At 72.0% G+C, this 26,426-nt stretch carries 17 protein-coding genes and 2 pseudogenes; 9 read left to right on the top strand and 10 right to left on the bottom strand.

The genetic code is table 11. The features are described 5' to 3' along the window. The first annotated feature begins 169 nt into the window (after positions 1 to 169). Positions 170 to 2,326 (top strand): UvrD-helicase domain-containing protein, encoded by a 2,157-nt coding sequence (locus tag ACFVQG_RS17665; RefSeq protein WP_383383252.1) that lies wholly within the window; start codon positions 170 to 172, stop codon positions 2,324 to 2,326. 26 nt (positions 2,327 to 2,352) lie between these two features. Here the strand turns inward: ACFVQG_RS17665 and ACFVQG_RS17660 are convergent, their stop codons facing one another. Next, a complete protein-coding gene (locus tag ACFVQG_RS17660) occupies positions 2,353 to 3,540 on the bottom strand; it encodes an RNA polymerase sigma factor RpoD/SigA (protein ID WP_383383249.1) in 1,188 nt (395 codons plus the stop codon). A gap of 751 nt (positions 3,541 to 4,291) precedes the next feature. On the opposite strand from ACFVQG_RS17660, the gene ACFVQG_RS17655 reads away from it, so the two are divergent. Then, positions 4,292 to 7,288: a hypothetical protein gene (locus ACFVQG_RS17655; protein ID WP_383383246.1), complete on the top strand. Its 2,997-nt coding sequence runs from the start codon at positions 4,292 to 4,294 to the stop codon at positions 7,286 to 7,288. An 81-nt stretch (positions 7,289 to 7,369) separates the two neighbouring features. Continuing rightward, entirely contained in the window at positions 7,370 to 12,064 is a 4,695-nt protein-coding gene (locus tag ACFVQG_RS17650; protein WP_383383243.1) for a DEAD/DEAH box helicase, read from the top strand. Between the two features lie 165 nt (positions 12,065 to 12,229). Here the strand turns inward: ACFVQG_RS17650 and ACFVQG_RS17645 are convergent, their stop codons facing one another. The 3 genes from ACFVQG_RS17645 to ACFVQG_RS17635 are packed head-to-tail and all read right to left on the bottom strand — an operon-like array spanning position 12,230 to position 14,666. Further along, positions 12,230 to 12,562 carry a hypothetical protein gene (locus tag ACFVQG_RS17645; RefSeq protein ID WP_383383240.1) on the bottom strand — a complete coding sequence of 111 codons (333 nt, stop codon included), beginning with the start codon at positions 12,560 to 12,562 and terminating at the stop codon, positions 12,230 to 12,232. Further along, on the bottom strand, positions 12,559 to 13,098 hold the full coding sequence (locus ACFVQG_RS17640) for a SigE family RNA polymerase sigma factor (protein WP_383383846.1): 540 nt from the start codon (positions 13,096 to 13,098) through the stop codon (positions 12,559 to 12,561). The genes ACFVQG_RS17645 and ACFVQG_RS17640 overlap by 4 nt, the downstream gene beginning before the upstream one ends. A gap of 26 nt (positions 13,099 to 13,124) precedes the next feature. Then, complete coding sequence (locus tag ACFVQG_RS17635) at positions 13,125 to 14,666, bottom strand: sodium:solute symporter (protein ID WP_383383237.1); 1,542 nt, start codon at positions 14,664 to 14,666, stop codon at positions 13,125 to 13,127. Between the two features lie 289 nt (positions 14,667 to 14,955). On the opposite strand from ACFVQG_RS17635, the gene ACFVQG_RS17630 reads away from it, so the two are divergent. The 3 genes from ACFVQG_RS17630 to ACFVQG_RS17620 all read left to right on the top strand — a co-directional run bounded on the left by ACFVQG_RS17630 (position 14,956) and on the right by ACFVQG_RS17620 (position 17,608). Next, positions 14,956 to 15,177, top strand: a complete 222-nt coding sequence (locus tag ACFVQG_RS17630; protein WP_383383234.1) for a DUF3311 domain-containing protein — start codon at positions 14,956 to 14,958, stop codon at positions 15,175 to 15,177. A 71-nt stretch (positions 15,178 to 15,248) separates the two neighbouring features. Beyond that, positions 15,249 to 17,420: a carbon starvation CstA family protein gene (locus ACFVQG_RS17625; protein WP_383383231.1), complete on the top strand. Its 2,172-nt coding sequence runs from the start codon at positions 15,249 to 15,251 to the stop codon at positions 17,418 to 17,420. Further along, positions 17,417 to 17,608: a YbdD/YjiX family protein gene (locus ACFVQG_RS17620; protein ID WP_383383229.1), complete on the top strand. Its 192-nt coding sequence runs from the start codon at positions 17,417 to 17,419 to the stop codon at positions 17,606 to 17,608. The genes ACFVQG_RS17625 and ACFVQG_RS17620 overlap by 4 nt, the downstream gene beginning before the upstream one ends. Before the next feature lie 422 nt (positions 17,609 to 18,030). On the opposite strand, the gene ACFVQG_RS17615 is transcribed toward ACFVQG_RS17620, so the two are convergent. The 5 genes from ACFVQG_RS17615 to ACFVQG_RS17595 all read right to left on the bottom strand — a co-directional run bounded on the left by ACFVQG_RS17615 (position 18,031) and on the right by ACFVQG_RS17595 (position 23,353). Continuing rightward, the gene (locus tag ACFVQG_RS17615; RefSeq protein ID WP_383383226.1) at positions 18,031 to 19,644 is read right to left on the bottom strand and encodes a VWA domain-containing protein; all 1,614 of its coding nucleotides are present in this window, start codon (positions 19,642 to 19,644) and stop codon (positions 18,031 to 18,033) included. Between the two features lie 44 nt (positions 19,645 to 19,688). Continuing rightward, on the bottom strand, positions 19,689 to 20,879 hold the full coding sequence (locus tag ACFVQG_RS17610) for an AAA family ATPase (protein ID WP_383383223.1): 1,191 nt from the start codon (positions 20,877 to 20,879) through the stop codon (positions 19,689 to 19,691). A 60-nt stretch (positions 20,880 to 20,939) separates the two neighbouring features. Continuing rightward, a complete protein-coding gene (locus tag ACFVQG_RS17605; RefSeq protein ID WP_383383220.1) occupies positions 20,940 to 22,127 on the bottom strand; it encodes a glycoside hydrolase family 64 protein in 1,188 nt (395 codons plus the stop codon). Between the two features lie 156 nt (positions 22,128 to 22,283). Continuing rightward, on the bottom strand, positions 22,284 to 22,766 hold the full coding sequence (locus ACFVQG_RS17600) for a MazG-like family protein (protein WP_383383213.1): 483 nt from the start codon (positions 22,764 to 22,766) through the stop codon (positions 22,284 to 22,286). A 35-nt stretch (positions 22,767 to 22,801) separates the two neighbouring features. Continuing rightward, positions 22,802 to 23,353, bottom strand: a complete 552-nt coding sequence (locus ACFVQG_RS17595) for a DoxX family protein (RefSeq protein ID WP_383383210.1) — start codon at positions 23,351 to 23,353, stop codon at positions 22,802 to 22,804. A 185-nt stretch (positions 23,354 to 23,538) separates the two neighbouring features. Between ACFVQG_RS17595 and ACFVQG_RS17590 the strand changes: the two genes are divergently transcribed. Continuing rightward, complete coding sequence (locus ACFVQG_RS17590) at positions 23,539 to 23,865, top strand: nuclear transport factor 2 family protein (RefSeq protein WP_383383207.1); 327 nt, start codon at positions 23,539 to 23,541, stop codon at positions 23,863 to 23,865. A gap of 283 nt (positions 23,866 to 24,148) precedes the next feature. On the opposite strand, the pseudogene ACFVQG_RS17585 reads toward ACFVQG_RS17590, so the two are convergent. Then, positions 24,149 to 24,295, bottom strand: a pseudogene (locus tag ACFVQG_RS17585) (3-oxoacyl-ACP reductase); the annotation flags it as partial. On the opposite strand from ACFVQG_RS17585, the pseudogene ACFVQG_RS17580 reads away from it, so the two are divergent. Then, positions 24,289 to 24,558, top strand: a pseudogene (locus tag ACFVQG_RS17580) (SDR family oxidoreductase); the annotation flags it as partial. The pseudogenes ACFVQG_RS17585 and ACFVQG_RS17580 sit on opposite strands and share 7 nt — an antisense overlap. Before the next feature lie 195 nt (positions 24,559 to 24,753). Next, positions 24,754 to 26,394, top strand: coding sequence for an alkaline phosphatase D family protein (locus ACFVQG_RS17575; protein ID WP_383383204.1), 1,641 nt, complete (start codon positions 24,754 to 24,756; stop codon positions 26,392 to 26,394). Positions 26,395 to 26,426: the final 32 nt, after the last annotated feature.

The following is a 26,426-nucleotide window of genomic DNA, read 5'->3' as shown; positions in this document are numbered from 1 at the left end:
AAGGACCTTAGGGCTTCCCTCTGACGGTCAGGGGCGCTTCAGTTCCTCGGTGCGCTGCGAGGTGCGGGTCACCGTGTCGTGCGGCAACTCCTGCCCTCGAATCATGGAGGTTTTCGTGAACTGAGTCAACAGATACTCTGTCGGTCAGTGATGTAGAAGGGTGGGGAACATGCCGCAGATCGCGATCACCAACACGTTCTGGGAGGGCGTCGACCGGCTGGACAAACCGGCCCGCGCCCGCGTCCACAAGGCAATGGCCAAGTTCCAGCAGCTGACGGTGGCGCAACTCCACGCGGACAAGGGGCTGCACCTGGAGTCGGTGGTCAGCTCGCGCGACCCGCGGATGCGGACCATCCGCGTCGACGACGGGCTGCGGATCGTCCTCCTCGCACCCGACGACGGCAGCGACCTCTTCGTCTTCGTCCACGTCGTCCCCCACGACAAGGCCTACTCCTGGGCCCGCCGACGGCTCTACACGGTCAACTCCGTGACCCGCTGCCTCGAAGTACGCGACCTGACCGCGATGGAGCAGATCACCCCGCTCTTCGCCCAGGAGGCCGCCGCGGCCCCCCAACTCCTGTTCGCTCCCTGGTCGGACACCGTCCTGCGGCACCTCGGCGTCGACGACGTCACCCTGCGGGCGGCCCGAACCGTCACCAGCAAGGCGCAGCTTGAGGCGTTCGGCTCGCTGATGCCGGAGGACCAGTACGAGGCGCTGTGGCTGCTCGCCGAGGGCCTCGACCCCGAGGACATCTACCGGGACCTCGTCACCGTACGCCAGAAGACGACCGACGCCGAGAGCGCGGTGCGGGAGGACACCACCGGGGACGACCTGGCCGCCGCCGTCACCCGCACCCGCAGCCGCATCGCGCTCGTCACCGGCCCCGACGAACTCGCCGACATCCTGACCAAGCCCTTCGCCGCCTGGCGGATCTTCCTCCACCCGACCCAGCGGCGCATCGCATACCGGCCCAGCTATGCCGGACCCGCCCAGATCACCGGGGGCCCCGGCACCGGAAAGACGGTCGTCGCCCTGCACCGGGTCAAGCACCTCCTGGACCGGGCACCCGACACGCGCGTCCTCCTCACCACCTACACCGGAGCCCTGGCCCGCTCCCTCCAGAGCAGCCTCGCCCTGCTGCTCGACCACGACCCGGCGCTGCTCGCCCGTGTCGACGTCACCACCGTCGACGCCGTCGCCCACCGCGTCGTACGGCAACTGCGCGGCAACCCGGGGGCCGCGCTCGGTGACCGGGACGAGCGCACCCGTTGGCAGCGCGTGGTCCGCCGCCTCGAACTGCCTTGGAACGAGGCGTTCCTGTCCCAGGAGTACCGGCACGTGGTGCTCGCCCAGGACCTGCGGAGCGAGGAGGAGTACCTGGCGTGCGACCGGCGTGGACGCGGCAGCGCGCTCGGGCAGACCCAGCGGCGGCGCGTCTGGCAGGCCGTGACCCTGTTCGAGGACGGCCTGACCCGTGACCGCGCGCACACCTGGCTCCAGGTCTGCGCCGAGGCCACCCGGCTGCTGCGCGACAAGCCCGGTGCGGGACCGTCGTACGACCATGTCGTCGTGGACGAGGCGCAGGACCTGCACCCGGCGCAGTGGCGCCTGCTGCGCGTCCTGGCCGCGGAGGGCCCCGACGACCTGTTCGTCACCGGCGACCCGCACCAGCGGATCTACGACGCCCGGGTCTCGCTGCGCTCTCTCGGCATCTCCGTCGCTGGACGCAGCGGACGACTGCGCGTCAACTACCGCTCCACCGAGGAGATCCTGCGCTGGGCCCGCGGCCTGCTCGACAGCGAGCCCGTCGCCGACCTGACCGGCGACGCCCACGACACCCTCACCGGATACCGCTCGCTGCTGCACGGCGCACAGCCCGTGTGTGAGGGGCACGGGAGTGAGAAGGAGGAGGCCGATGCGGTCGTGCGCCGAGTGCGCGACTGGATGGACGCCGGGGTCGTACCCTCGGACATAGCCGTCTGCGCCCGCTTCAACACCTTGGCGGGCAAGCTCCACGACCGCCTCGCCGCGGCCGACATCCCGGTGGTGCGGGTGCGGGACGGGGAACCGGAGAGCGCGGTCGGGGTACGGGTGTCGACGTTGCACAGCATGAAGGGCCTGGAGTACCGGTGCGTCGCCGTCACTGGAGTCACCCGGTCCGCGTTCCCCTTCGGGCCGGCCGTCACCCCGGCCGAGGTGGACCGCATCCAGCACACCACCGACCTGGCCGCCGAGCGATGCCTGCTGTTCGTCGCCTGCACCCGGGCGCGCGAGGCGCTGTACGTGTCGTACAGCGGGCGGGCCAGTGCGTTCCTCGCGGCGTGATGCCGAGCGCGGGCTCCGGCACCGCGTCAGTCCGGAGCCCCGTGGATCTTGCGGACTCCCGCGCGGTGGCGACGGACCGTCGTGATCACGCGCCCGTCGTGCATCACCCGGAACCATTCGTCCGCCACCAGGACGGTTACGGTTTTCGCGTGCCACTGCAGGCCCACGTGAATCGTCTGATGGCCGACCACGATGATCCCGGGCTGGTAGACCGTCCGACGCACGCAGGGGGCGTCGGAAGCGAACTCGGCGGGAGGCCCGTCCACGTCGCCCGGTGTGGCGCGCGACGGCTCGCTGACCGCACGGGCGGCGTGGATGCTCCGGTACTCGTCGATCCGCTCCCGCAGCTTCGTCAGGGCCTTGGACTCGATCTGGCGTATCCGCTCCCGGGTAACGTTCAGCTCCGCTCCGATCGCGTCGAGAGTGAGCTCGGGGCCTTCGTCGAGTCCGAGCCGGAGGGTCATCACCCGGTGCTCTCGTTCGGAGAGGCAGTTGAGCAGCTCACGGACCTCTTCCGGGGACAGGCCACCGTAGTAGAAGTCCGGGTCGGTCCAGTGCGGTCCGTGGATGCTGCGGTCCGCTTCCTCGTGCAGGGCGTCGTCACCGATGGACTCGGTCAAGTCTTCCATGGGCAGTGTTCGGCGGACCCGGGCCAGTAGGACGTGCGCCTCGTCAACGGTGACACCCGCGCGGGCGGCCACCAGGGGCAGAGCGTCGGTGGGTGACCCGTGCCCCAACTCCCGTGCCGCCTTGCGCAGCGCGCCCAGCGTTTCGTACGCGTGGACGGGAATACGCACCGTGCGGCCTTTGTCCGCCAGGGCCCGTGTGATCGCCTGCCGGATCCACGGGACGGCGTACGTCGAGAACTTGTGCCCCTTGAGGTGGTCGAACTTCTCGATGGCGTGCAGCAGACCGAGGTTGCCCTCTTGGATCAGATCCAGGAGGTCCAGTCCGCGGCCTGTGTACCAGGTGGCCGTGCTGACCACCAGCCGGAGGTTCGCCTGGGCGAAGTCCGTGAACGCCCGTTCCCCGAGCCGGACCAGCTGCTCCAGTTCACGCCGCAGCTTGGGGGCGACCTGTCTGCCGGACTCGTCCAACTGCTCGCGAGCCAGCAGTCCCGCCTCGATGGCCTGGGCCAGCTCCGCCTCCTGCTGCCGGGAGAGCAGCGGGAACTTGTTGATCTGCTTGCGGTAGTGCTTGAAGGCGTCGAACATTGCCAGAGGTGCAGAGGTGTCCTCCTCCGAGGGCCCGGCGACGGGCTCGGACCGGAGGCGCGGCGGAGCCGGAGCGGGAGATGCGGTCGTGGGGTCAACGGGCGTCTCGTACGGCCTCTCGGCCCGCAAGGGCGGCCGGGACCCGGAGGGAACGTCGGAACCCAGCGCTCGTACGGTCAACGCGGAAAGGTCCAGCATGCTGTCCTGGTGCAGTTCAAGGGTGAAGCACGGTGGTCTGCGTGGTTCCGACTCCGCTGGAACGCCGCGTTCACCTCGCGTGTCGCTGGGCGGATTGCTCGTCGCAGGTGTCTCCGGCGCGGCCGGGGCCGCGGAACCGCCCTGCAGACCGAACGCGGCCACCGCGGCCGGAGGCAGCGCGACGCCCTCTGCCATCACCCGGCCCAGCACCTCGGCCACCACCGCGGTATCCACGCCGACCAGCAGTCCCCGCAAGGCCACCGGAGTCAGGGCTCGCTGTGGCCCCGCGGCAGTCACCAGCGCCTCATGCAGCACGGTCGGCGTCCCGGCCTCGGTGTCCGTCGTCATCAGCGTGCCCCCCCATGTGCCGTACCGCGGTGCGACGAGCCTTCTCGCATTGCACCACGCCCCACTGACAAGCAGTCACGCCCCGGGTGGCGCGCACCGTTCACCTGCGGCTCCCCATGCCTCATATGTGAAGGAATGGTAGAACGTACAGCGATGGTCGGTCCCGGGCGAGAGCGCGTACGCCCGAGGCGGGGAGGGGCGGGACATGCTGGTCGATCCCACGCGGTTGCTGGACGACTGCGAGCGGGCCTGGCGCGAGGCGGGGGAGCCGCCCGTCGGCGGTCCGGAACCGGTCGCCGCCGTAAGGACCGCGCTCGTCCTAGAGGCGCTGGTGGCGTACCGGCTGCTCGCGGACCACTCCGACCTCCCCCGCGACACGGTCTTCGCACGCTGGCCCGCCTGCGCGGTCCACACCGTGGCCCTGACCGACGGTCCGCAACTTGCCCGTCTGGTGGCCGACGCACGCGCGCGCGTGCTCGCGGCACGCCCCGACCTGGGGGCACAAGGAGCCGCCCCGGAGAGCGCCGGTGAGTGGAGCCGCGCCGCACACGAGGCCGCCCGTTCGCTGGGCTGGACATGGCGCGCCCCGACCGCGGTGCACGATTCGGTGGCCTCGTCCCGCGGCGCCGCCCGTCCCCCCGAGCTCCGTCTCGGTCCCGGCGCGGGCAGTGTGCTGCTGACCCTGCCCGGCGAGCCGGGCCCCGGAGACTGGCAACTGTCCGCCGATGGTGAGGTGTTCGCGGCCCAGCCGCCCTACTGGGTGCTGCCCGGCCCCGTGCGCCGCGTCGAGGCGACGGATGCGACGGGAACCACACATGTCTCGGCCGTCGTGGACCCGGACACCGCCCTGCTGGCCTTCGATGCCGACGGCCACCGCATTCCCCCGGACGAGCCCCTGCCCGCCGCCGAGATCTGCATCCTGCACGCGGGCGCCCTGCTGATCGAGGGTGCCGACCCCGGGGTTGTGGAACTGCCCACCCCGTACGGCTGGAACGGCTGGACTCTGAGCAGGGTGTCACTGACCGGGGTGAGGCGAGTGCGGGCCTCCGCCGCGGTTGCGGAAAGCTGGCTGGACGTCGCAGCCGGACGGCCGCTCGGTTGGGAGGGCGGTGCGACGTTGCGCTGGATCACGGGTGACGATGGGACGCCCGTGTGGCACTGTCCGCCCGCTCTCCGGCTCCCGCGACGGCAGGGCGAACCGGACACGCGACTCTGGCAGGCCGAAGTGCGCCGCCCCGGCCACGGGGAGCCTCTCGTCCGTCACACTGGCGCCCCCGGGGCGCTCCTCGACCCGTGGAAGGACGTCCCCCGCCCGCTTCTGGGACCGTACGAGATCTTCGTCCACCGCGTCGGCTCCCGGCGCGGGCGCCGACTGGCGGCCTTCCTCGCCGAGGGCATCACGGCCCAACCGACCGCCGAGTGGCGCCTGCTCGCCCCGCACGGAGGCCTCGCCCCCGCTCGGATCACGCTCGGCGCCGACGGACCGGTCATCCCCTCCGCACACGCCGTCGCGTTCAGTCCGTACGAGATCACCAAGAGGCTGGTCCTGGCCGACGGGGTCCGTCGGTTCGCCGCCGAGGCGCGCATCCCGCACTCCGAGGTCCGCCTCGAACTCGACGGTCAGCCCTTGACCTGGTCCATTCGGCCGCTCGACATCGACGCGACGGACCTGGCAGGGGAAAGCGCCCTGACCGTCCGCCTGCCCGAACAGGCGGTGGCGGTGACGCCCTTGCTGGCCCTGGTCGTCGAGGGGACGACCCTGCACACGCTGCGTCCGGAACGCCGCACCCGCACGCGCAGGGGAGACCTCCGGTACTCACTGGCGGCCTTGGCGGACACCATGCGCGACTGCGCGAAGGCCGAGATACGGCTGCTGGTCGCGGGGGAGAGCATCCATGTCGCGACCGTACGCACCCAGCCCATCGCGGAAAGCGTCGTACCCGACGGCGGCGGACTGCTGCTGCGGGGACTGCGCCATCCAGGCGAACTGACCGCCCGCCTGTACGCCGTCTTCGCCCCGTGGGAACCCCCGTTGACCGCCACTGTCGACCAGAGCGGCCGAATCCCGCTACCCCCGGCCTGGCGGTCGCTCGGCCCCCTGATCGTGCACCTGAAGGCGGGCGTCCCCACACCCCCGCCTCCCGGGTGGCCCCGACTGCACGATCGCGACACCCTCGTGCTGCGCCGTTCCTCCCCGTGGATTTCCGCCGCCAGCCAGGGAACCGGAGCCAGGGTCTCGGAGTATCTGGCTGGGCACGGTGCGCTGCCGCGCGACACCGACGCGATTCCCTACCAGTGGATCGTGGCCGCCCACGGACGCGACCTGCAGGCGTGCGGAGCCAGAGAGACGGCACCGGCGGAATGCCGCAGCGCCCTCGCGGACGCCGGTCCCACCGCCCTCACGGGAGCGGCCGACACCGCACTGCGCTCCGGCGAACTCGCCTCCGTGCTCGCCGGCAGCGGTCTCGCGGCCCTACGGATACGGGAGGTGGCGAACCCTGCCCTGGTACGTCACGTCTGGCGGCAGGCGCCCCTGTGCGCGCTGCTGCTCACGGCCCCGTTGCTGCCGTACCTCTCCGGTGACCTCGCCTACGACGTCGGGGAGCTGTACCCGGAGGAAGCGGAACTCCTCGGCGAGGTGAGCCAGTTCCTGGGCGACAGCGCCGTCGCACTCCTGGCCGGGCAGGCGGATCGGAGTGGCGCGGTCGGCCGGTTCGACACCCAGACCCGTGCCCTCGACCAGCTCCCCGAACTCCAACAGCGGGCCGTGTGGCGCAGCGCCCGTGTCGTCCCACGGGGTCTTCTGGACCCCGACACCCGTGCCGACGCTGCCTGGCGGGCGTTCCGCGCCCGCAAGGACCTCCAGTACCACGCCGCACGTGAGGAGTTCCACGACGGCTTGGACGCCGTAGAGATCTTTCTGAACGACGGACACCCCGACCTGGCCCAGGCCTTCCGCGGACGGGACCCCGGCCGTTTGCACGGGCCGGGCGAAGCCTGGATGCGGATTCCTCAACTGTCCCTGGGATGCGCGCTGATCGCGAGGCTCGCCGCCGCCGGTGACGGCCGTGCCGCCGGCCTGGAACGGGGACTTCGCCACCTGTGGACGCCCCTCGCCTCCCACGCACCGGATCTCACCGCCGTCGACATCGCCCTCGCGGAATGTCTGGTCACCGCGGAGGCCGTGCGCAGCACCGGCTGACCACCGATTCCCGTCCGACCCGTACCGCAGTGGTACCGCCGCACCGCTCGTCCGAAGCCAACCGTTACATCGGAGCCTCCCGTGCACAGCCTCGACCCGCTCGCCACCTCCCGAATGATCAGCGACACCTACCGGCGCTACCTGCGTTCCCTGCTGCCCCTGCGCGAGCCCCGGCTGGCCGAGGCCCTCGCCCACGCCATTGACACCAGCCCACTTCTCACCAAGGGGCCCCTGCTGGAGGCCACCCCCGCCTACGCGCCGGGCGCCACCCTGAACGAGCTCATCGCAGAGGGCGTACTCGACCCCGCGTTCCGGCAGCTGACCGGCCCCGCACTGCCCGCCGACCGACCCCTGTACCGGCACCAGGAACAGGCGCTGCGCAAGGCCGTCGCCGGACGCAACCTCGTCGTGGCCACCGGTACCGGCTCCGGCAAGACCGAGAGCTTCCTCCTGCCCGTCCTCAACGCCCTCGCGGCCGAACACGCCCGCGGCACCCTCGGCCCCGGCGTCCGCGCCCTGCTGCTCTACCCGATGAACGCCCTGGCCAACGACCAGATGAAGCGGCTGCGCCGACTGCTCGCCGACACCCCCCACATCACCTTCGGCCGCTACACCGGTGACACCAAGGACGATCCGCAGCGCGCCGCCGACACCTTCGAGCAGCTCAACCCCGGCGAACCGCGCCTGCCCAACGAACTGCTCAGCCGACGCGAGATGCGCGCCGCACCGCCCCACATCCTGCTCACCAACTACGCCATGCTGGAGTACCTGCTCCTCCGCCCCCAGGACATGGACCTCTTCGAGGGAGAGCAGGCGGGATCCTGGCGGTTCGTCGTCGTCGACGAGGCCCACGTCTACGACGGAGCGCGCGGCGCGGAACTCGCCATGCTGCTGCGCCGCCTCAAGGACCGTGTGGGGCAAGGTCGGGAGATACAGGCCATCGCCACCAGTGCCACCGTCGGCGCGGAGGAGAACCCGGCCGCCGTCACCGCCTTCGCCCAGGCCCTCTTCGACGTCCCCTTCCGATGGGACGCGAGCGACCCGGCCGCCCAGGACCTCGTCACCGCCACCCGGGTCGCCACACCCGATGGTCCGCACTGGGGGCCGCTGCCGACCACCGAGTACCTGCGTCTGGCCACGACCGCCGACCCCGAACCGGAGATCGTGTCGGCCGCGCGCATGCACGGCCTGCCCGCTGATACGACCGCAGCCACCGCCCTCGCCGCCGAGGCCGGCACCGCGGCTCTGCGCCGGGCCCTTGCCGAAGGACCCCGGCCCATGAACGAGATCGCCCGCGACGTCTTCCCCGGTGACCCCGTCGGACCCGCGGCGGTCACCGCCCTCATCCAACTCGCCAGCCAGGTGACCGACACCGACGGCGCTCCTGTGCTCTCCGCCCGCTACCACCTCTTCGCACGCGCCACGGAAGGCGCCTTCACCTGCCTCGACCCGGCAGGACCTCACCTCGACCTGGCCCGCCACGAGACCTGCGCGCGGTGTGCCCGCCCCTCCTTCGAGCTGGGCGCCTGCCGCCGCTGCGGTGCCGTACACCTGCACGGCACGGTCACCGGCAAGGGGGCACAAGCCCGCCTCACACACCGCAAGTCTCCCAACAGCCCCCACACCTGGCTTCTCCTGGACGGGGACGGCTCGGACTCCGGTGCCGACGAGGACGACGAGACACTCGGCGACAGCGCCAAGGGTGGCCTCAAGGAACGCAGACTGTGCACCCGCTGCGCGGCCGTGCACCCCGCGACCACGGCATCCTGCACCGCCCCCGGATGCGGTGGCACCGAACTGCGCCGCGTCCACCAACTCGACACCCACGAGGGCGCCCCGGCCGCATGTCTCGCCTGTGGAGCGCGCGGTCACGGCATGATCCGACTGTTCGAGGCGGGCAACGAGGCTTCGGCCGCCGTCCTCAGCACCGCCCTCTACCAGGCGCTGCCTGCGGCAACCGACGGCCCGGCCGCGGCACTGCCCGGACAGGGCCGCAAGCTGCTGTTCTTCAGCGACAGCCGACAGGCCGCCGCCTACTTCGCGCCCTACCTGGAGGACTCCTACACCCGCATCCAGCACCGGCGCCTGATCACCCAGGCCGTCCAGCAGGGCTGCCCCGACGCGGACGAGCCTCTGCACATCGACGACCTCGTCGCCCACACCATCCGCGCCGCCGACCGCGCCGGAGTCTTCCGCCGCAACGACTCCCGCCAGACCAAGCAGCGCGCAGTGGCCCTGTGGGTGACGCAGGAAGTGCTCAGCCTCGACGACCGACAGTCACTCGAAGGCCTCGGCCTGCTCCGGATCGACATCGACCGCGAGCCCTTCTGGCAGCCGCCCGCCGCCCTCACCTCACTCGGCTTCACGGACGACGAGGCGTGGCTGCTGCTGCAGGAGCTCCTGCGCACCCTCCGCAACCAGGGCGCGCTCACCATGCCCGAGGACGTCGACGCGGGCGACGAGGCGTTCGCCCCACGCAAGGGGCCGATCTGGGTCCGCTCCCAGGGCTCCGATGCCAAGCGCAGGGTGATCAGCTGGCTGCCCAGCGCCGCGAGCGCCTCGAACCGACGTGTCGACTACCTCGTACGCGTACTGGACGCCCTTGGTCACCAGGGCGAGCGACGGGCCGCCGCCCTCGACGTCCTGAACCGCCTGTGGACCGACCTCACGACAGGTCACCTCGCCGACTGGCTGCCGTCCGAAAGCCAACCGGGGATCGGCGTCGTCCGCCGACTCGACCACACCTGGCTGCGGTTGCGGCCGGTGACGGCGGAGAGCGGTCCGCTGTACGTCTGCGACCGCTGCCGCCGCATCACCGCGGTTTCCGTGCGCGGTGTGTGCCCGACGCTGCGCTGCACGGGTCACCTGGAGGACTTCAAGCCGTCGCCCGAGACGGACGAGCACCTGCGGCGCCTCTACCTGACCTTCGACCCCGTTCCCCTGCGCGCTCAGGAGCACACCGCGCAGTGGACCGGGGAGAAGGCCGCCGAGATCCAGGGGGAGTTCGTCCGAGGGCAGGTCAACGCCCTGTCCTGCTCAACGACCTTCGAGCTCGGTGTCGACGTCGGTGAACTCCAGGCCGTCGTGCTGCGCAACATGCCGCCCTCCACCGCCAACTACGTCCAGCGCGCCGGTCGCGCCGGCCGCCGCGCCGACTCGGCCGCGCTGGTGCTGACCTACGCGCAGCGGCGGCCCCACGACCTCGCCCGGTTCGCGGAGCCCGAGCGGATGATCGCCGGGGAGGTACGGGCCCCGATCGTCCCCGTCGACAACGTCCGCATCGACCGCCGCCACGCCCACTCCATCGCCCTCGCCGCCTTCTTCCGTGCCATGAAGGACGAACGAGGCCGGATCTGGCGCAGGGCGGGAGAGTTCTTCCTCCCCGACGACACCACCGCCGAGATCGCCGCCCACACCGTGCGCGACTGGCTGACCCCCGTGCCGGACAGCGTCATGGCCTCCCTGCGCCGGGTCCTCCCCGAGCAGGTCCAGGAAGAGATCGGCATCGACTCCGGCGACTGGGTCGCCGAACTGGACCGGCTCCTGCGGGCCGCACAGCAGATCCTCGACCAGGACGTCACCGCGTACAGCGAACGCCGCGACCAGGCGGCGGCCGCCCGCAAGTACCGGCAGGCGGAGATGTACGAGAAGGTCATCCGCAACCTCACCCAACGCGAACTGCTCGGCGTCCTCGCCAACCGCAACGTGCTGCCCAAGTACGGCTTCCCCGTGGACACCGTCGAACTGCGCATCCCCCAGGAGGGCGGCGCCGTGGCGGGGCAACTCGAACTCACCCGTGACCTGAGCGCCGCCGTGCACGAGTACGCCCCGGGGGCCGAGATCGTGGCGGGCGGCCACCTGTGGGCGTCCGCCGGTGTCTACCGGCTGCCGGACCGCGAACTGGTCAGCCGCCACTACGCGGTGTGCGCGGCCTGCGGCCGCTACCGGGAGGCCACCGAACCCGTGGACCCCGTCTGCGCGGCCTGCGGCACGCAGTCCGCGGGTGCCCAACGCCGGTACGTCGAACCGATCTACGGTTTCGTCGCCGCGCGCGGACCACAGCGCCGGCCGGGGCAGACCCCGCCACGACGGTCCTGGTACGGCGACGTCCACATGTCCACCGACACCGCCGACCTTCAGGAAGGCGTGACCACCTTCGTCTCCGGCCACACCACGTCGTGGTCGGCGGGCACGCGGGGGGAGATGGTGGTCGTCTCCGAGGGACCGGCCGGTGCCGGATACCAGATCTGCGACTGGTGTGGCTGGGGCCGTCCGCACGCTCAGGCCGGGCCTCCGAGCGGAGGCCACTCGCACCTGCTGAAAGACACCCAGTGCACGGGCCCTCTCCGTGTCGTCTCCCTCGCTCACCGATACCAGACCGACTTCCTCCAGATCCATCTGGCCCCGCTCACGGCCCTGACCGCCACCGCGGCCCGTCTGCGCTCCGGCCTGTACGCACTGCTCGAAGGCGCTGCCGCGCACCTGGAGATCAGCCGCGACGACATCGACGGCACGATTCACACCGGCACTGACGGTATGCCGTCCCTGCTGCTCTTCGACACCACTCCGGGGGGCGCGGGCAACGCCGTGTCCATGGGTGAGCGGCTCGAACCGGTTGTCTCTGCCGCGCTTGCCCGGGTGTCGGCCTGCGAGTGCGGCCCGGAGAGCAGCTGCTACGCGTGCCTGCGGAACTTCCGCAACGAGCGCTTCCACGAGCTGCTGAGCCGCCGCGAGGCCATCGCACTCCTCGATGCCCTGACCGGCAACGTGAGCTGAAGGGATGAGAAACGGTGTACCGACGCGGACAGACACGATGCTGACCGGAACCACTCGCCGCAGGGCAGGTCGGGCAACGGAGGGCTGCACGGCCTAATCGCCGGGAAAGACCCGGAGCACACCCAGACTGGTCTGTCAGCAAGGCTCCTCGGCACGTCCCGTTTCTCAGGGACCCCGCCAACCGGGAGGATGAGCGGATAGCACGCTTCCGGCCCCGGTCCCGGCCCCCGTCCCCGAGAAGATCACCCCCGGCTCCGAAGGCGCCCGGTTCAGCACCCACAACCCGATCAGCACCGCCACCGCGAACACCACCGCGACCAGGACCGTCAGGATGACCCGGCGGCGGCGTTCGCGGCGTAGCCACTCGCCGCGGGCCGTGCGGTAGGCGTCGGGCGGGGGGTGGACGGCGCCCGCGAGGGCGGCGAGGGACTCCTGGAGTTCCTGTTCCGTGCGGTCGGGGCTGGTGCCGTGCGACGGCGTCGTGTCTCGGTGCGTCATCGCCGGGTCTCCATCGCCTGGGTCAGGGCGGCGAGGCCGCGCGAGGTGTGGGTCTTGACGGAGCCGCAGGAGATGCCCATCGTGGCGGCGATCTCGCTCTCCTTCAGGCCGAGCCAGTGACGGAGGACCAGTGCCTCCCGCTGCCGGGCGGGCAGTTGCTGGAGGGCGTCGATCAGCACCCGCTGGTCGTCGCGGAGCAGCGCGGTGCTCTCGGCCGAGGCGACGGTCTCGTCGGTAAGTTCCGGTGGGTTCTCCACGTGCTTGCGGGCGACCTGGAGGTGCCGTATCCGCATGCGGGTCAGGTTGCAGACGGTGGAGCGCAGGTACGCCTCCGCCGCCTCCACGTCCCGCAGCCGCCGCCACTTGCGGTAGATCTGGTAGTAGGCCTCGGCCACGACGTTCTCCGGGTCGTCGGCGCCGAGCAGCACGGCGAGGCGGAGCATCGAGGTGTAGTGCAGCTCGAAGAGACGGGCCACGCCCGTCTCGCGCTCCCGCTCGGCTGGGTCGGTCACCGCCGGGGCGAGTGGCACCGCCATCGGGGTCGTGGGTCTCACGTGCTGTCTCACGGGTTGTTCGCTCCCGTCTCGGGACGCCGGCTGACGGTCAGGCGCGACGGCAGGTCGGTGAGGTCGGCGCCGCGCGGGACGCCGAGGCGCTCGAGGACCGCGGTGCCGACGACGGCCACGGCCAGGTTCAGCAGGAGGGCGGCGAGCCCGGCGTAGACCTCGAACGGGCCGGTGCCCAGCGCGACGACCGACGAGAAGCCCTCCCGTACGACCAGGAACGTGCCGACCAGCATGCCCGCGCCCCACCCGGCGAGCAGGGCTCGTGGATGCAGGCGTCCGGTGAAGAGACCGACCGCCACGGCCGGGAAGATCTGGAGGATCCAGACGCCGCCGAGGAGTTGGAGGTTGATGGCGGCCTGGTCGCGCAGTCCGAACACGAACGCCACCGCGCCGAGCTTCGCCGTCAGCGACACCGCCTTGGCGATGCGTACCTGCCGCTTGGGCGTGGCCGTCGGATGCACGTACTCGACGTAGACGTTGCGTACGAAGCTGGTGGCGGCGGCGATCGACATCACCGCCGCCGGGACCAGCGCACCCACGGTGATCGCGCCGAACACCAGTCCCGCCAGCGGCCCCGGCATCAGCCGGTCGACCAGCATGGGTACGGCCGCCTCGGCGCCGCCCTCCGGCGCCCGTACCCCGGTGGCGAGCGCCGCGATGCCGAGGAAGCCGAACAGGGCGAGGAGTCCCGTCCAGGCGGGCAGGGCCACGGCGACCTTGCGCAGGGTGCGCGGGCTGTCGGCGGCGAAACCGGCGGTCAGGACGTGCGGGTACATCAGCAGGGCGAGCGCGGAACCGAGGGCGAGGCTGGCGTACGCGGGCTGCTGCTCGGGGGTCAGCAGGAGCGCGGGTCCGCCCAGCCGCTCCGCCGCCCCGTCGAACACCTCGCCCGGGCCGCCGAGGCGGGCCAGGACCAGCCAGGTGACGGCCGTGAGCGAGACGAAGACGGCGACCGCCTTCAGCGCGGAGATGACGGTGGGCGCGCGCAGCCCGTGCCGGTAGGTGGCCACCGCCAGCCCCGCGAACAGCACCACCATCACCAGGTCCTCGGCCGCGCCCCGCGAGTAGACGCCCCCGGCGGTCAGCACCGCCCTTATGCCGAGCAGTTGCAGCGCCAGGTACGGCATCGTCGCGAGGATGCCGGTCAGCGCGACGACCAGGGCCAGCGGCGGCGAGCCGTACCGGCCGCGCACGAAGTCGGCGACGGTGATGTACCCGTGCCGACGGGCCACGCTCCACAGCCGGGTCAGCAGCACGAAGGCGAGCGGGCAGACGATCACCGTGTACGGCACCGCGAAGAAGGCGGGCGCGCCGTTGCCGTACGCGAGTCCCGGTATCGCCGCGAAGGTGTACGCCGTGAAGATCGTGCCGCCCAGCAGGAACCAGGTCCACACCGGGCCGAGGCTGCGGTCGGCCAGCGCCCAGCCCTCCAGGGACGGCAGCCGGTCGCTGGGGCGCAGACGGCGCGCGGTCACGGCGAGCAGCGACGCTCCGCCGATCACGGCGAGGAACGTCGCGGTCATGGCGCCGTCGGCCATGGGTCACCGTCCTTGGTGTGCCTGTGCCTGTGCCTGTGCCTGTGCCTGTGCCTGTGCCTGTGCCTGTGCTTGTGCCTGTGCTTGGTGTGCCTGTGCCTGTGCCTGGTGTGCCTCTGCCTGGTGTGGCTGAGCCCTGGTGTGCCTGTGCCCTCGCGGGAGAGTTGCGCGGCGGGCCGGTTCGGAGGACAGGGAAACGGCGGGAAATCTTCTGGAAATCCGCTGTCAACCGTCTCCGCCGGGTCGGCAACTCTTGCACAGACCGACAGAGAGCGGGAGAGGAGCGTGAGCGATGGCACAGACGGCCCATCACCGGCTGCGGCGCGTCGCGATCGCCGTACTGCTCCTCGCGCCCGCCGCAGGTCTGCTGTGGGTCCCCTGGTACGCCGGTGCGAGCCCGCGGCTGGCGGGGACGCCGTTCTTCTACTGGTACCAGCTCGCCTGGGTGCCGGGGTGCGGCCTCTGTCTGCTCGCCGCGTACGCGCTGACCAGGCACGGCAGCGACGATCCCTGATCCGTCGCCGCCGCACACGTACCACCCCTGCCTACATCCCCATCCCACCGCCGCCCCGGCGAGGAGCCGCCATGCCCGCATCAGCCATGCCCGAATCCGCCCACCCGGCGCCGGAGGGCCCGCCCTCCCGGCGGTCCCGGATGGCCCCCAAGTCGATCCTCGTGTGGACCGCCGTCGCCCTGGTGGGGGCGGTCGGCTGGGCCGTGGTCGCCCTGTCCCGGGGCGAGGAGATCTCGGCCGTCTGGCTGGTGATGGCCGCCCTCGGGTCGTACGCCATCGGCTACCGGTTCTACTCCCGGTTCATCGCGCGCCGGGTCCTCGAGGTCGACGACACCCGCGCCACCCCCGCCGAACGGCTGGAGGACGGTGTCGACTACCACCCCACCGACAAGCGGGTGCTGTTCGGCCACCACTTCGCGGCCATCGCCGGGGCGGGCCCGCTGGTCGGCCCCGTCCTGGCCGCCCAGATGGGCTATCTGCCGGGGACGCTGTGGATCATCGTCGGCGTGATCTTCGCCGGTGCGGTCCAGGACATGATCGTGCTGTTCCTCTCCATGCGCCGGGACGGCAAGAGCCTCGGTCAGATGGCCCGGGACGAGATCGGCAGGGTGGGCGGTGCCGCCGCGCTGATCGGTGTCTTCGCCATCATGATCATCCTGCTCGCGGTCCTCGCGATGATCGTCGTCAACGCGCTGGCGGAGTCCGCGTGGGGCACCTTCTCGGTCTCCATGACCATCCCCATCGCCCTCTTCATGGGCTTCTACCTGCGCTACCTGCGGCCGGGCCAGGTCGTCGAGACCAGCGTCATCGGCGTGGCGCTGCTGCTGCTCGCCATCCTCGGCGGCGGCTGGGTCCAGGACTCCTCCCTGGCCGAGTACTTCGTCTGGAGCCCCGAGACCCTGGTGTTCTGCCTGGTCGGCTACGGCTTCGTCGCCTCCGTGCTGCCCGTGTGGATGCTGCTGGCCCCGCGGGACTACCTGTCGACCTTCATGAAGGTCGGCACCATCGCCCTGATGGCCGTCGGTGTCGTGATCGCCGCCCCGACCCTCAAGGCCGAGCCGGTCACCGAGTTCGCCTCGACGGGCGCCGGACCGGTCTTCGCCGGATCGCTGTTCCCGTTCCTGTTCATCACCATCGCCTGCGGCGCCCTGTCCGGCTTCCACGCGCTGGTCTCCTCCGGCACCACCCCCAAGCTGATCCAGAAGGAGTCCCAGGTCCGGCTGATCGGCTACGGGTCCATGCTCACGGAGTCCTTCGTCGCCGTCATGGCGCTGATCGCCGCCTGTGTCCTGGAGCCGGGCCTGTTCTACGCGATGAACTCCCCGGCCGCGCTGCTCGGCCCGACCGTGGACAGCGCCGCCGAGGCGGTCCGCGGCCTCGGCTTCACGATCACCCCGGACCAGCTCACCGCGGCTGCCGCGGCCGTCGAGGAGGAGACGCTGGTCGGCCGCTCCGGTGGCGCCCCGACCCTGGCCGTGGGCATGTCGGAGATCTTCGCCAGCGTGCTCGGCGGCGCGGGGATGAAGGCCTTCTGGTACCACTTCGCGATCATGTTCGAGGCGCTGTTCATCCTGACCACGGTGGACGCCGGTACCCGCGTCGGCCGCTTCATGCTCCAGGACATGCTCGGCAACGTCTGGAAGCCGATCGGCCGGGTCACCTGGAAGCCGGGCATCTGGATCACGAGCGCCCTGGTCGTGGGCGCCTGGGGCTACTTCCTCTACGCCGGTGTCACCGACCCGCTGGGCGGCATCAAGCAGCTGTTCCCGCTGTTCGGCATCGCCAACCAGCTGCTGGCCGCGGTCGCGCTGGCCGTCACCACGACCATGCTCATCAAGGCGGGCAAGCTGCGCTGGGCGTGGGTCACGGGCATCCCGCTGGCCTGGGACGTGGTCGTCACCTTCACCGCGGGCTGGCAGAAGATCTTCTCGGACGACCCCAAGATCGGGTTCTTCGCCCAGCGGGACGTCTACGCGGACGCCATCGACGCGGGCGAACTGCTGCCGGGTGCCACGGACATGGACGACATGCACACCATCGTCCTCAACAACACCGTGGACGGCGTTCTCATGGCGGTCTTCCTGCTGCTGGTCCTCATCGTCCTGGTCAACTGCGCGGTGGTGTGCGTCCGCGCCATCCGGTCCCCGGAGCCCCTGCCGACGACCGAGGTGCCGTACGTCGAGTCCCGCATCGACGTGCCGGAGCAGCGCGGCAGCGACTCCCTGGTGGGGACGGGCTCATGAGCGTCGTACGGAAGGCGCTGGCCACGGTGCTCTGGTACGCGCGGGAAGTGACCGGCGAGACGGAGTACGAGCGCTACTGCGCACGCCACCGCCGCCACCACCCCGACGCCCCGCTCCCGACCCGCCGGGAGTACCAGCGACTGCGCACCCTGCGACTCGAGCGCGAGTCCCCTGGCCGCTGCTGCTGACTCCGGCGCGGCGCCTGACGGCACCCGGCTCCGGGCCTTGCTCCCGACGAGCCGGGGGCCGAGGCGGGCGCGCCCTCCTGCCGAAGGACGCGCTCTCCTGCCGAAGGACGCGCTCTCCTGCCGAAGGACGCGCTCTCCTGCCGAAGGGCGCGCCCTCCTGCCGGAGGACGCGCCCGCTTCCCGTACTCGTCCGCCTCAGACGCGGACCTTCCGGCTGATCCGCCCAGCACTCAACGATCGAGGAGGAAGTTCCCTCGCGGCGGTGAGTACGCGGTATCCGGCCATGCTGCCCGCGCTGACAGCCGACCGACGTGTCACACGCGCCGGTCGGGATCGGCACGTGCCCAAGCTCCCAGGCGTTGTTGCGGCCCGACGGGCTTCCGGGACGGACATGCCCCTTCCGTTGCGTGGCGCGCCGACCTTCAGATCATCCGGAACAGGTCAGCCGCCGCATGGACGTCCGTGAAGTCCTCCACCGTGCGGAGGTTGTCGCACAGGGCCTCCAGGACCGAACCGGTCGCGGCGGCGCGCGGGGTGCCGATGGCCACGCCGAAGACGCGGAAGCCGAGCCGGTGCTTGGTGGCGTTCCAGGCGCGCATCCAGTCCTCGGTGACCCCGCAGTCGTCGTCGGTGATCAGGACGATGTCGCCGCGGGCGCGGGTGGTGTCGTCGAACTCCTCCTCCAGCAGGGCACCGGCTGCGGACAGCGGCGCCTGGTAGCTGGTGCCGCCGCCGAGGAACGTCTCCGCGAAGTCGAGGACCCGTGCGATGTCGGCGGGCTCACCGGCCGGGAAGCGGAAGACGCGGACCTTGTCGGCGGCCGAGAACAGGACGCCGACGAAGTCGCGCGAGGCGTGGCGGGCCTGGTCGAGGAGGGCCAGGGCGCAGGCCTTGGCCCACGCCTCCCGGGTCACCCCGCCGGGCCCCGCCTCGTACATGGAGTGGGAGGTGTCGACGCAGGCGATGACGGCGCCCTGGCCGCTGGTCCGCTCGCCCTGGCTGTCGTAGAGCATCAGCTCCCCGGCGGCGTAGCGCGCGGCGAAGACCGCGCGGAGGGCGGGCAGGCCCAGGCTCGCCAGTTCTGAGGGGATGACGCGGGAGAGGTCATCGCCCAGCGTTACGCCGACCAGTTCTCCGGTCGTGTTCTCCACCCTGCGGGCGCGCTCGCCGCTCGCCATCTGCCGGAAGCGGCCGATCAGTTCGGCCCACTCCGCGAGACGGCTGGTGCGCAGCCGCTCGGCGAGTCGGGCGCGCCGCTCGAACGGCATCCGCTCCGTCTCACCGGGCGCGACGCCCCACGCCCGCATCAGCGCGGCCTCCTCCCGTACGGCCGCGACGGCCTTGCCCGCGGCGTTCCGCGCGGTGGCACGGACACCGGGGACCGCCGCCGCCACGGCCTGCGCCGCGGCATCGGCGGCCTGCCGGGCGGCTGCCTCGGCGGCCTCGATCGCCCGTCGTACGGCGTCGGCGGCCGTGGGCGGCACGGTGCCGTCCTCGGCGGCCTCGTCGGCGGCCCGCTGGAGCGCCTCCTGCACGGCGGTCGCCGCGCTCTCGGCGGCCTGCCGCGCCCGACTCGCCCGCGCGGCCCGCTCCCGGGCCTCCCCGGAGCGCTCCAGCAGCCCGCGCAGCGCGGAGCCCTGGGCGAGTACGGCCATGGCGGCGGCGTAGGGGTCGCCCGCCGTCTCCCGGCGCAGCTCGGTGAACTCCGGTGACTCCATCAGGGTGGTGGTGATGTGGTGGTTGAGCAGATGGGAGGGTGCCATCTCGGCGCGGTCGCGCAACCGCGGGGCGGCCTGGTACGCGGCCAGGAACACGTCGGTCAGGAGGTCGGGGGCGCGGTCGTGGTGCTCGTACAGCTCCGTCGTCAGTTCGCGCAGGCCCGCCGACTGCTCGTAGGTGTCGCGCCAGGTGATCCGGTCGAAGCGGTCCGCGACCACGGCCGTGGTGTGCCGCCCGGAGGCGGTGGCGGGCGGGCCGCCCAGCCACGGTCCGGAACGGCTCGCCAGCTCGTCGAGCCTGCTGGGTGCCGGACTCATCGTTCCCAGCCCGTCGATCTCATCATGACTCAGCCCGCCCATGCTCAGAGCTGGGCTTCCACCATGCTCGCGTCCACCCCGAGCGCCTCGGTGAGAACGCGGGCGCGGACCGCGCGCTGGCGGCCGGTGACCCGGTCGATGGCGGCCGTGGAGCGGCCCGCGTTCGCGGCCTCCTCGCGGAGCTTCTCCAGCCGCTTGCCCGCCATGGCGAGCTTGTGGTGGGCGTTCTTGATCACCCAGTCGCTCAACGCTTCCCGGGACTGCCCGGCCATGGCGTCGAGCTGGGTCTCCAGCTCGTCGATGACGTCGGCCAGGTCGAGCGCCTCCTTGGCGTCCGGGTTGACCAGGTGCAGTACCTCGCGCTCGACGACGGGGCGCTGGGCGGGGGAGTCCCACAGCACGTGCGTCAGCACCGACAGGTCGGTCTCGGCGACCGCCGGGCGGCCGTCGAGGAACGCGGACGCCTGGAGCAGCCGCACCGACTGCCGCCAGCGGCGGTCGGAGGCGACGAGTTCCTTGCGGCGCAGGGCGGCCCGCAGGGTGCACACCGCGTCCACGATCGCGTCGGGGACGTCCACGGCCGGGACGGACTCGGTCACGGCGCGCTGCAACCCGGTCAGTTCGATCGTCGTGCGGACCGGGGCCGCCGGGCGGCTGACGGCGGAGCGGACCAGCGCGGCGAAGTTGGAGGGGTCGGCCAGGTAGCCGACCTCGATCCGCACCAGCAGGCGGTCGTAGATCGCCGCCGCGTCCTCGCCGCCGGGCAGTTCGTTGCTCGCCGTGATGGCGCCGATCAGGGGGCAGTGGATCGGCTCGCCGCCGTTCTCGGGGTGGTAGATGCGCTCGTTGAGGTAGCCCAGCGTCTCGTTCAGCGCCGCCGTGGAGCACTTGAAGATCTCGTCGATGAACGCGACGTGCGCGGTGGTGGCGCGGCCGTCGAAGACCTGGCGGTACTCGCCGCGGGCCAGCGCGGCGACGTCGATCGGGCCGAACATCCTCGTCGGCGCCGTGAACTTCGACAGGAGGATCTCCCAGTACGTCGCCCCCTCGATCCGGCCCGTCAGCTCCCGGGCCAGCTCGGACTTGGCCGTGCCGGGCGGGCCGAGCACCAGCGAGTGCTGCCCGGCCAGCAACGCCACCACCAGCGTCCGCACCACGTCGGCCCGCTCGTAGAAGCGGTCCGACAGCTCGTCGCGGATCGCCCGCAGCCTCCCGGCGGTGTCCTGCGCGTCCATGTGCCCCTCCTTGCCTCCCCCGAGGCAAGGTCAACGTAGCCGACGGCCGTCGCACGCGGCTCAGAAGGGGGTGAGCGTCAGACGGATGCCGGTGGGCGCGGTGTCCTGGATGTACGACGCGAAGTCGGCCACGTCGTCGAAGGCGAAGCCGTACGCCCTGCCGTCCTCGGTGGCCGCGTGGACCGCGCGGGAGTAGTGGTTGGTGAGGCCGGTCCGGTAGAAGGTGGCGGGGTCGGTCGTCGGCTGGGTGGCGGAGGACAGGAGCGTGGAGCGGTTCAGGGCCGCGCCCAGGATCGCCGCGACCGGGCCGGTCGTGCCGTCGTTCGGGGCGGCCAGGGCGCCGTCGCAGAACAGGACGTCCCGCGTGGACGGCCTGGCGAAGGACACCTGGGCGGGGCCGTCGAAGGTCAGCCGGTCGGCGCGGACACGGCCGGTGAAGGTTCCGGCGTTGGTGGTGACCTTGAGGTCCCTGCCGGTGTACGTGCTCCACACCTCGTCGATGTACGGGGCCAGGTAGTCCTTCGGGAACAGTCCCGCGTCCAGACCGTGGCCGGGCGCGATCACGCGCGTGTCGTCCACGATCAGCGGCGCGAACTCCGCCTCCCGCCGTACCGCGTCGAACACCGCGGCCCGGCCGCCGGGGCGTACCGTGCCCGTCGTCTGGTCCTTCGCGCCGGTCAGCCGGATGGCCAGCGGCACGCTGAACATGTCGACCATGGTGGTGTTGCAGAACATCCCGGCGCTGTTGAACGTGAACTCGGCGCAGTCGTGCAGCACGCCGTAGTTGGGGTCGGACTTCACCCAGCCCGCCGGGTACTGGAGCGCCGCGTTCCCGGCGCCGTCCGTGACCGCCTTGAACTTCAGCTTCGCGCCGAGCGCCACGTAGATGCGGCCGGACATGTGGGGGAGTGACAGCCGGGTCCCACCGCTGCCGGACAGGGTGATCGCGTAGTCGGTGAAGCCGTCGGCGCCGTTGTCGGAGAGGGCGACGGGAGCCAGGGTCCCGTCCGGGGTGACCCGGACCTGGCGGCCGTCCTGGTTGCCGACGATGTAGAGGTGCACCTCGCCGTCGCCGAAGGCGCCGGTGTCGTTGACGACGGTCAGGGGGAGGGAGGCGGCGTCGGTGCCGGGGTCGTCCGCGAGGGCGTACGGGGCGAGGGTGGCCGCGGCCGGGATCGCCACGGCCGCTCCACCGAGGGCGAAGAGGAGCTTGCGGCGGCCGAGGCGGCGCTGGTGACGTGCGGTCATGTGGGGGGTCTCCAGGGCGACTTGCGTGCAGGGGGACTCGGCGGGGAGTGCGAGTGAGAGCGCTCTCAGCCGGGTTCCGATGCTAGTGACGGCGCCGGGGGCGACCAACCGGTTCGGCGGGGTCTCGGGGGCGCTTAACTGGCAGTTAAGGGCCGTTTAAGACGCCCCATCGGACGCGCCGCCGGGCACTTCACCGGACACCCCGTCGAGCGACCGCGCCTTCACCCCCGCCAGATGGCGCCCGAACACCTCCCGTGCCTCCGGCGTCAGCGTCCGCAGCGCGATCAGGGCCGTGATCACCACGTCGCACAGCTCCGACTGGACGTCGTCCCAGGTGTGGCTGACGCCCTTGCGCGGGTTCTGGCCGGTCGCGCCGATCACGGCCTGGGCCACCTCGCCGACCTCCTCCGTCAGCTTCAGCATGCGCAGCAGCAGGCCCTCGCGGCCGTCGCACGGCCGGTTGGCGTCGACCCACGCCCACAGCGCCTCGACGTCCGTCCACAGGTCGGAGGGGGAGGGGGCGGTGGGAGGTGCGGTGGGGGCGGTGGGAGGTGCGGTGGTGGCGGCGGAAGGTGCGGTGGTGGCGGTGGGAGGTGCGGTGGTGGCGGTGGGGGCGGGGCGTGCGGCCTGGTCGGTCATGCCCGCAGCCTGCCATGTGCTGCCGGAGTCGCGCCTCACTCCTCGAACAGCGGCTCCTGGTCGCCCTCCGCCGCCTTCTGCAGCCGCTTGACCCGCGCCCCCACCACCGCCACCGTGGCCGCCGCCGTCACCGCGAACGCGGCCGGGACCATCCAGCCCCGGTTGAAGGTGTGGCCGAGCGCGTGGTCGAGGGAGAGGCGGCCGGGGCCCGCGACCGCGATGCCGGTGGCGGCCAGGGCGAGGGACGCGGCGTACTCGTAGCCGCCGCCCTGGTTGAAGAAGCCGTTGGGGGCGTGCACGGCCGCCGCGCCCGACATCGCACCGGCCGCCGCCGCGCCCGCGGCGGGGGTCGCGAGGCCCAGTGCCAGCAGAGTGCCGCCCCCGGCCTCCGCGAGGCCCGAGGCCGTCGCGCTCGCCTTGCCCGGCCGGTAGCCGACGGACTCCATGAACTGGCCGGTCCCCTCGATCCCGCCGCCGCCGAACCAGCCGAACAGCTTCTGCGCGCCGTGCGCGGCCAGCACGCCGCCGGTGCCCAGCCGGAGCAGCAGCAGGCCCAGGTCGACGCGGTTGTAACAGGAACAGGTCATGAGGTCTCCCGGGAAGCGGTGGAAACGGAAGAGGAGTCGTCCCGCGTTCCCACCGTCGCACCGCCCGCTCCCACCGACATCCGCCGGACGGCGCCAGGCGGCCGTTCGGGTGCATGTGCCGTCCGGCGGGTTCGCCGTACCGCCTCCGGTGGCGGCCCACCCCGACCGGTGTGAGGCTGGCCCGCATGACGATTCAGACCGCGAGGCTGAGCGACCCGGCCGTCCGTGCCTTCGTCGCCGCCGTCAACGCCCACGACCTCGAGGGCTTCCGTGCGCTGCTCACGCCCGACGCGACGATGGCCGACGACGGCGCCGACCGTGACCTGGACGACTGGATCGACCGGGAGATCTTCTCCACTCACGGTCATATGGAGGTCGACAACGAGTCGAACGGCGGCCGTTCCCTCATCGCCCGCTACAGCAACGACACCTGGGGCGAGATGCGCACCCGGTGGGACTTCGTCGTCGAGGGCGACGGACACATCTCCCGCTTCGAGACCGGCCAGGCATAGGGCCCGCGCCGAGGGCCGACGCCAAGGATGGCGCGGCAGCCGTCCCGCGGTCCCGGTGTGCACCTCGCGGTCCCGCGCGAGGCCCACCCCCACCCGGTGCCGTGGGACGGCTGCCGCCTCCCCCCTCGGTGTGGCTGCGGAGGCTGGACGCTCCAAGTGTGAAGCTCTTGTGGAGGAGAGTTGAGCATAAGCCCGCCACCGGCCGCAATGGGGCGGATGGTCAAATTCCGTTTGTGTAAGTTGCGCACGCTGAGGACCTGATCACCGGCCGGTGTCCGACTCGGCCCCGCCCGATGTACGGCATCCCGGTCGCCAGGACCGTCGCGAACTGCACGTTCGCGTCCAGTGGCAGCTCCGCCATGTGCCGTACCGTGCGCGCCACATCGGCCACGTCCGTCACCGGTTCCGGGGCGACCTCCCCGTTTGCCTCCGGGCGGCGCGGGCTCCGGCACCGGCCGCGCGGTCGCCGTCGAACTGCCGCGCACCGGCTGGACGGTGGCCCTCGCCGGACGCCGCCCGGACGCCACCCGGACACCCTCGACGGGACGGCGGCACTGGTCCCCGGCGGCACGTCCCTCGCCGTGCGCTGCGACGTCTCACGCCCCGAGGACGTCGACGCCCTCTTCACCGCCGTACGCGACCGCTACGGCCGGTCTGGACCTGCTGTTCAGCAACGCGGGCACGTTCGGCCCACGGACGCCCCGGTGACGATGGCGACACGCGGGGCGTCGGGGGTGCTTTGCGTCGAGTTCATGAGTCCGCAGCGTACGGGTGGAGCAGCGCTGCGGAACTCATCGTTCCGCAATGGGATGGTCATGTCCGCGGCAAACGGAGGTCGTTCCCGGCCACTCGAATGCCCCCTGCGTCCACTTCCGCAGGGAGGACCCGATGACACCCCGTCAGTCACCGCTCAGGCACGACCACGAACTCCGTGCCGCCGCCCGCCACCTCGGCCGCCGCCGCTTCCTCACCCTCACCGGCGCCGCCGCGGCCCTCGCCTTCACGGTGAACCTGCCCGGCGCGGGCACCGCCGCCGCCGCCGAGCTGGACCCCGCCCGCATCGCCGACGACCCGTTCACCCTGGGCGTCGCCTCCGGCGACCCGCTGCCCGGCTCCGTGCTGCTGTGGACCCGGCTCGCCCCCGCCCCCTTCCAGCCCGACGGCGGACTGCCCGCCCGGCGCGTCCCGGTCGCCTGGGAGGTCGCCCTCGACGAGGACTTCCGCCGGATCGTCAGACGCGGCACCACCACCGCCCACCCGGAGTTCCACCACACCGTCCACGCCCAGGTCGACGGCCTCGCCGAGAACCGCGTCTACCACTACCGCTTCCGCACCGGCGGCTGGATCAGCCCGGCCGGACGCACCCGCACCGCCCCCGGCACCGGCGCCAAGGTCACCGGGCTGACCTTCGGCGTGGTCTCCTGCCAGCGCTACGACCAGGGGTACTGGACGCCGTACCGGCATCTCGCGCGGGAGGACGTGGACGTCGTCTTCCACCTCGGTGACTACCTGTACGAGTACGCCGTCAACTCGGCGGCGGGCGCCCGTGGTTACGCCACCGGCACGCTGCCCGACGTCTTCAACCGCGAGACCGTGACGCTGGAGGACTACCGGCTGCGGTACGCCCTCTACAAGACGGACGCCGACCTCGCCGCCGCGCATGCCGCGCACCCCTTCGTCGTCACCTGGGACGACCACGAGACCGAGAACAACTACGCCGACGACACCCCGGAGAACAGCGTCCCGCCGGAGGAGTTCCTGCTGCGCCGCGCCGCCGCCTACCGGGCCTACTGGGAGAACATGCCGCTGCGCCGCCCGCAGCTCCCCGAAGGACCCGACCTCCGGCTCTACCGGCGGCTGCACTGGGGGCGGCTCGCCCAGTTCGACGTCCTCGACACCCGCCAGTACCGCTCCAACCAGGCCTACGGGGACGGCTGGCAGTTCCCCGGCCCGGACTCCGAGGACCCCTCGCGCACCATGACCGGCGACGCCCAGGAGCGCTGGCTGATCGACGGGTGGCACAGGTCCGGGGCGCTGTGGAACGTCGTACCGCAGCAGGTCACCTTCTCGCGGCGGTACAACTCCACCGAGCTGCCGTCCCGGGTCTCGATGGACGCCTGGGACGGCTACCCGGCCTCCCGTGAGCGCGTGCTCGCCGGGGCGGAGGCGGCCGGGATCGAGAACCTGATGGTCCTCACCGGTGACGTGCATGTGCACTACGGCTTCGACATCAAGCGGGACTTCGCCGACGAGGGTTCCAGGACCCTGGGCACGGAGATCGTCGCCACCTCGGTCAGCAGCGGCGGCAACGGCTCGGCCCAGCCCGCCAACTGGGCCACCCTCATGGCCGCCAACCCGCACCTGCGCTTCTACAACGGGCAGCGCGGGTACGTCACGGTGACCCTCGGCCGTCAGGCGGCGCGCGCCGACTTCAGGACCGTCCCGTACGTCACCACGCCGGACGCGCCGCTGACCACCGCCGCCTCCTTCGTCACCGAGGTCGGCGACCAAGGGCTCAGGCCCGCCTGACGGCTCAGCCCGCCTGACGGCTCTAGCCCGCC

Origin of the sequence: Streptomyces sp. NPDC057877, assembly GCF_042796855.1 — a bacterium.
Classification (GTDB): domain Bacteria; phylum Actinomycetota; class Actinomycetes; order Streptomycetales; family Streptomycetaceae; genus Streptomyces.
Note: the sequence above shows the minus strand (reverse complement) of the source record. Positions and strands in the feature narration are given on the sequence as shown.

What these genes read in the sequence shown, in the direction of transcription:
- ACFVQG_RS17665 (WP_383383252.1), top strand. Translation starts at nt 170, where the DNA reads ATGCCGCAGATCGCGATCACCAACACGTTCTGGGAGGGCGTCGACCGG.
- ACFVQG_RS17660 (WP_383383249.1), bottom strand. Translation starts at nt 3,540, where the DNA reads ATGTTCGACGCCTTCAAGCACTACCGCAAGCAGATCAACAAGTTCCCG.
- ACFVQG_RS17655 (WP_383383246.1), top strand. Translation starts at nt 4,292, where the DNA reads ATGCTGGTCGATCCCACGCGGTTGCTGGACGACTGCGAGCGGGCCTGG.
- ACFVQG_RS17645 (WP_383383240.1), bottom strand. Translation starts at nt 12,562, where the DNA reads ATGACGCACCGAGACACGACGCCGTCGCACGGCACCAGCCCCGACCGC.
- ACFVQG_RS17640 (WP_383383846.1), bottom strand. Translation starts at nt 13,098, where the DNA reads ATGGCGGTGCCACTCGCCCCGGCGGTGACCGACCCAGCCGAGCGGGAG.
- ACFVQG_RS17635 (WP_383383237.1), bottom strand. Translation starts at nt 14,666, where the DNA reads ATGGCCGACGGCGCCATGACCGCGACGTTCCTCGCCGTGATCGGCGGA.
- ACFVQG_RS17630 (WP_383383234.1), top strand. Translation starts at nt 14,956, where the DNA reads ATGGCACAGACGGCCCATCACCGGCTGCGGCGCGTCGCGATCGCCGTA.
- ACFVQG_RS17625 (WP_383383231.1), top strand. Translation starts at nt 15,249, where the DNA reads ATGCCCGCATCAGCCATGCCCGAATCCGCCCACCCGGCGCCGGAGGGC.
- ACFVQG_RS17620 (WP_383383229.1), top strand. Translation starts at nt 17,417, where the DNA reads ATGAGCGTCGTACGGAAGGCGCTGGCCACGGTGCTCTGGTACGCGCGG.
- ACFVQG_RS17615 (WP_383383226.1), bottom strand. Translation starts at nt 19,644, where the DNA reads ATGAGTCCGGCACCCAGCAGGCTCGACGAGCTGGCGAGCCGTTCCGGA.
- ACFVQG_RS17610 (WP_383383223.1), bottom strand. Translation starts at nt 20,879, where the DNA reads ATGGACGCGCAGGACACCGCCGGGAGGCTGCGGGCGATCCGCGACGAG.
- ACFVQG_RS17605 (WP_383383220.1), bottom strand. Translation starts at nt 22,127, where the DNA reads ATGACCGCACGTCACCAGCGCCGCCTCGGCCGCCGCAAGCTCCTCTTC.
- ACFVQG_RS17600 (WP_383383213.1), bottom strand. Translation starts at nt 22,766, where the DNA reads ATGACCGACCAGGCCGCACGCCCCGCCCCCACCGCCACCACCGCACCT.
- ACFVQG_RS17595 (WP_383383210.1), bottom strand. Translation starts at nt 23,353, where the DNA reads ATGACCTGTTCCTGTTACAACCGCGTCGACCTGGGCCTGCTGCTGCTC.
- ACFVQG_RS17590 (WP_383383207.1), top strand. Translation starts at nt 23,539, where the DNA reads ATGACGATTCAGACCGCGAGGCTGAGCGACCCGGCCGTCCGTGCCTTC.
- ACFVQG_RS17575 (WP_383383204.1), top strand. Translation starts at nt 24,754, where the DNA reads ATGACACCCCGTCAGTCACCGCTCAGGCACGACCACGAACTCCGTGCC.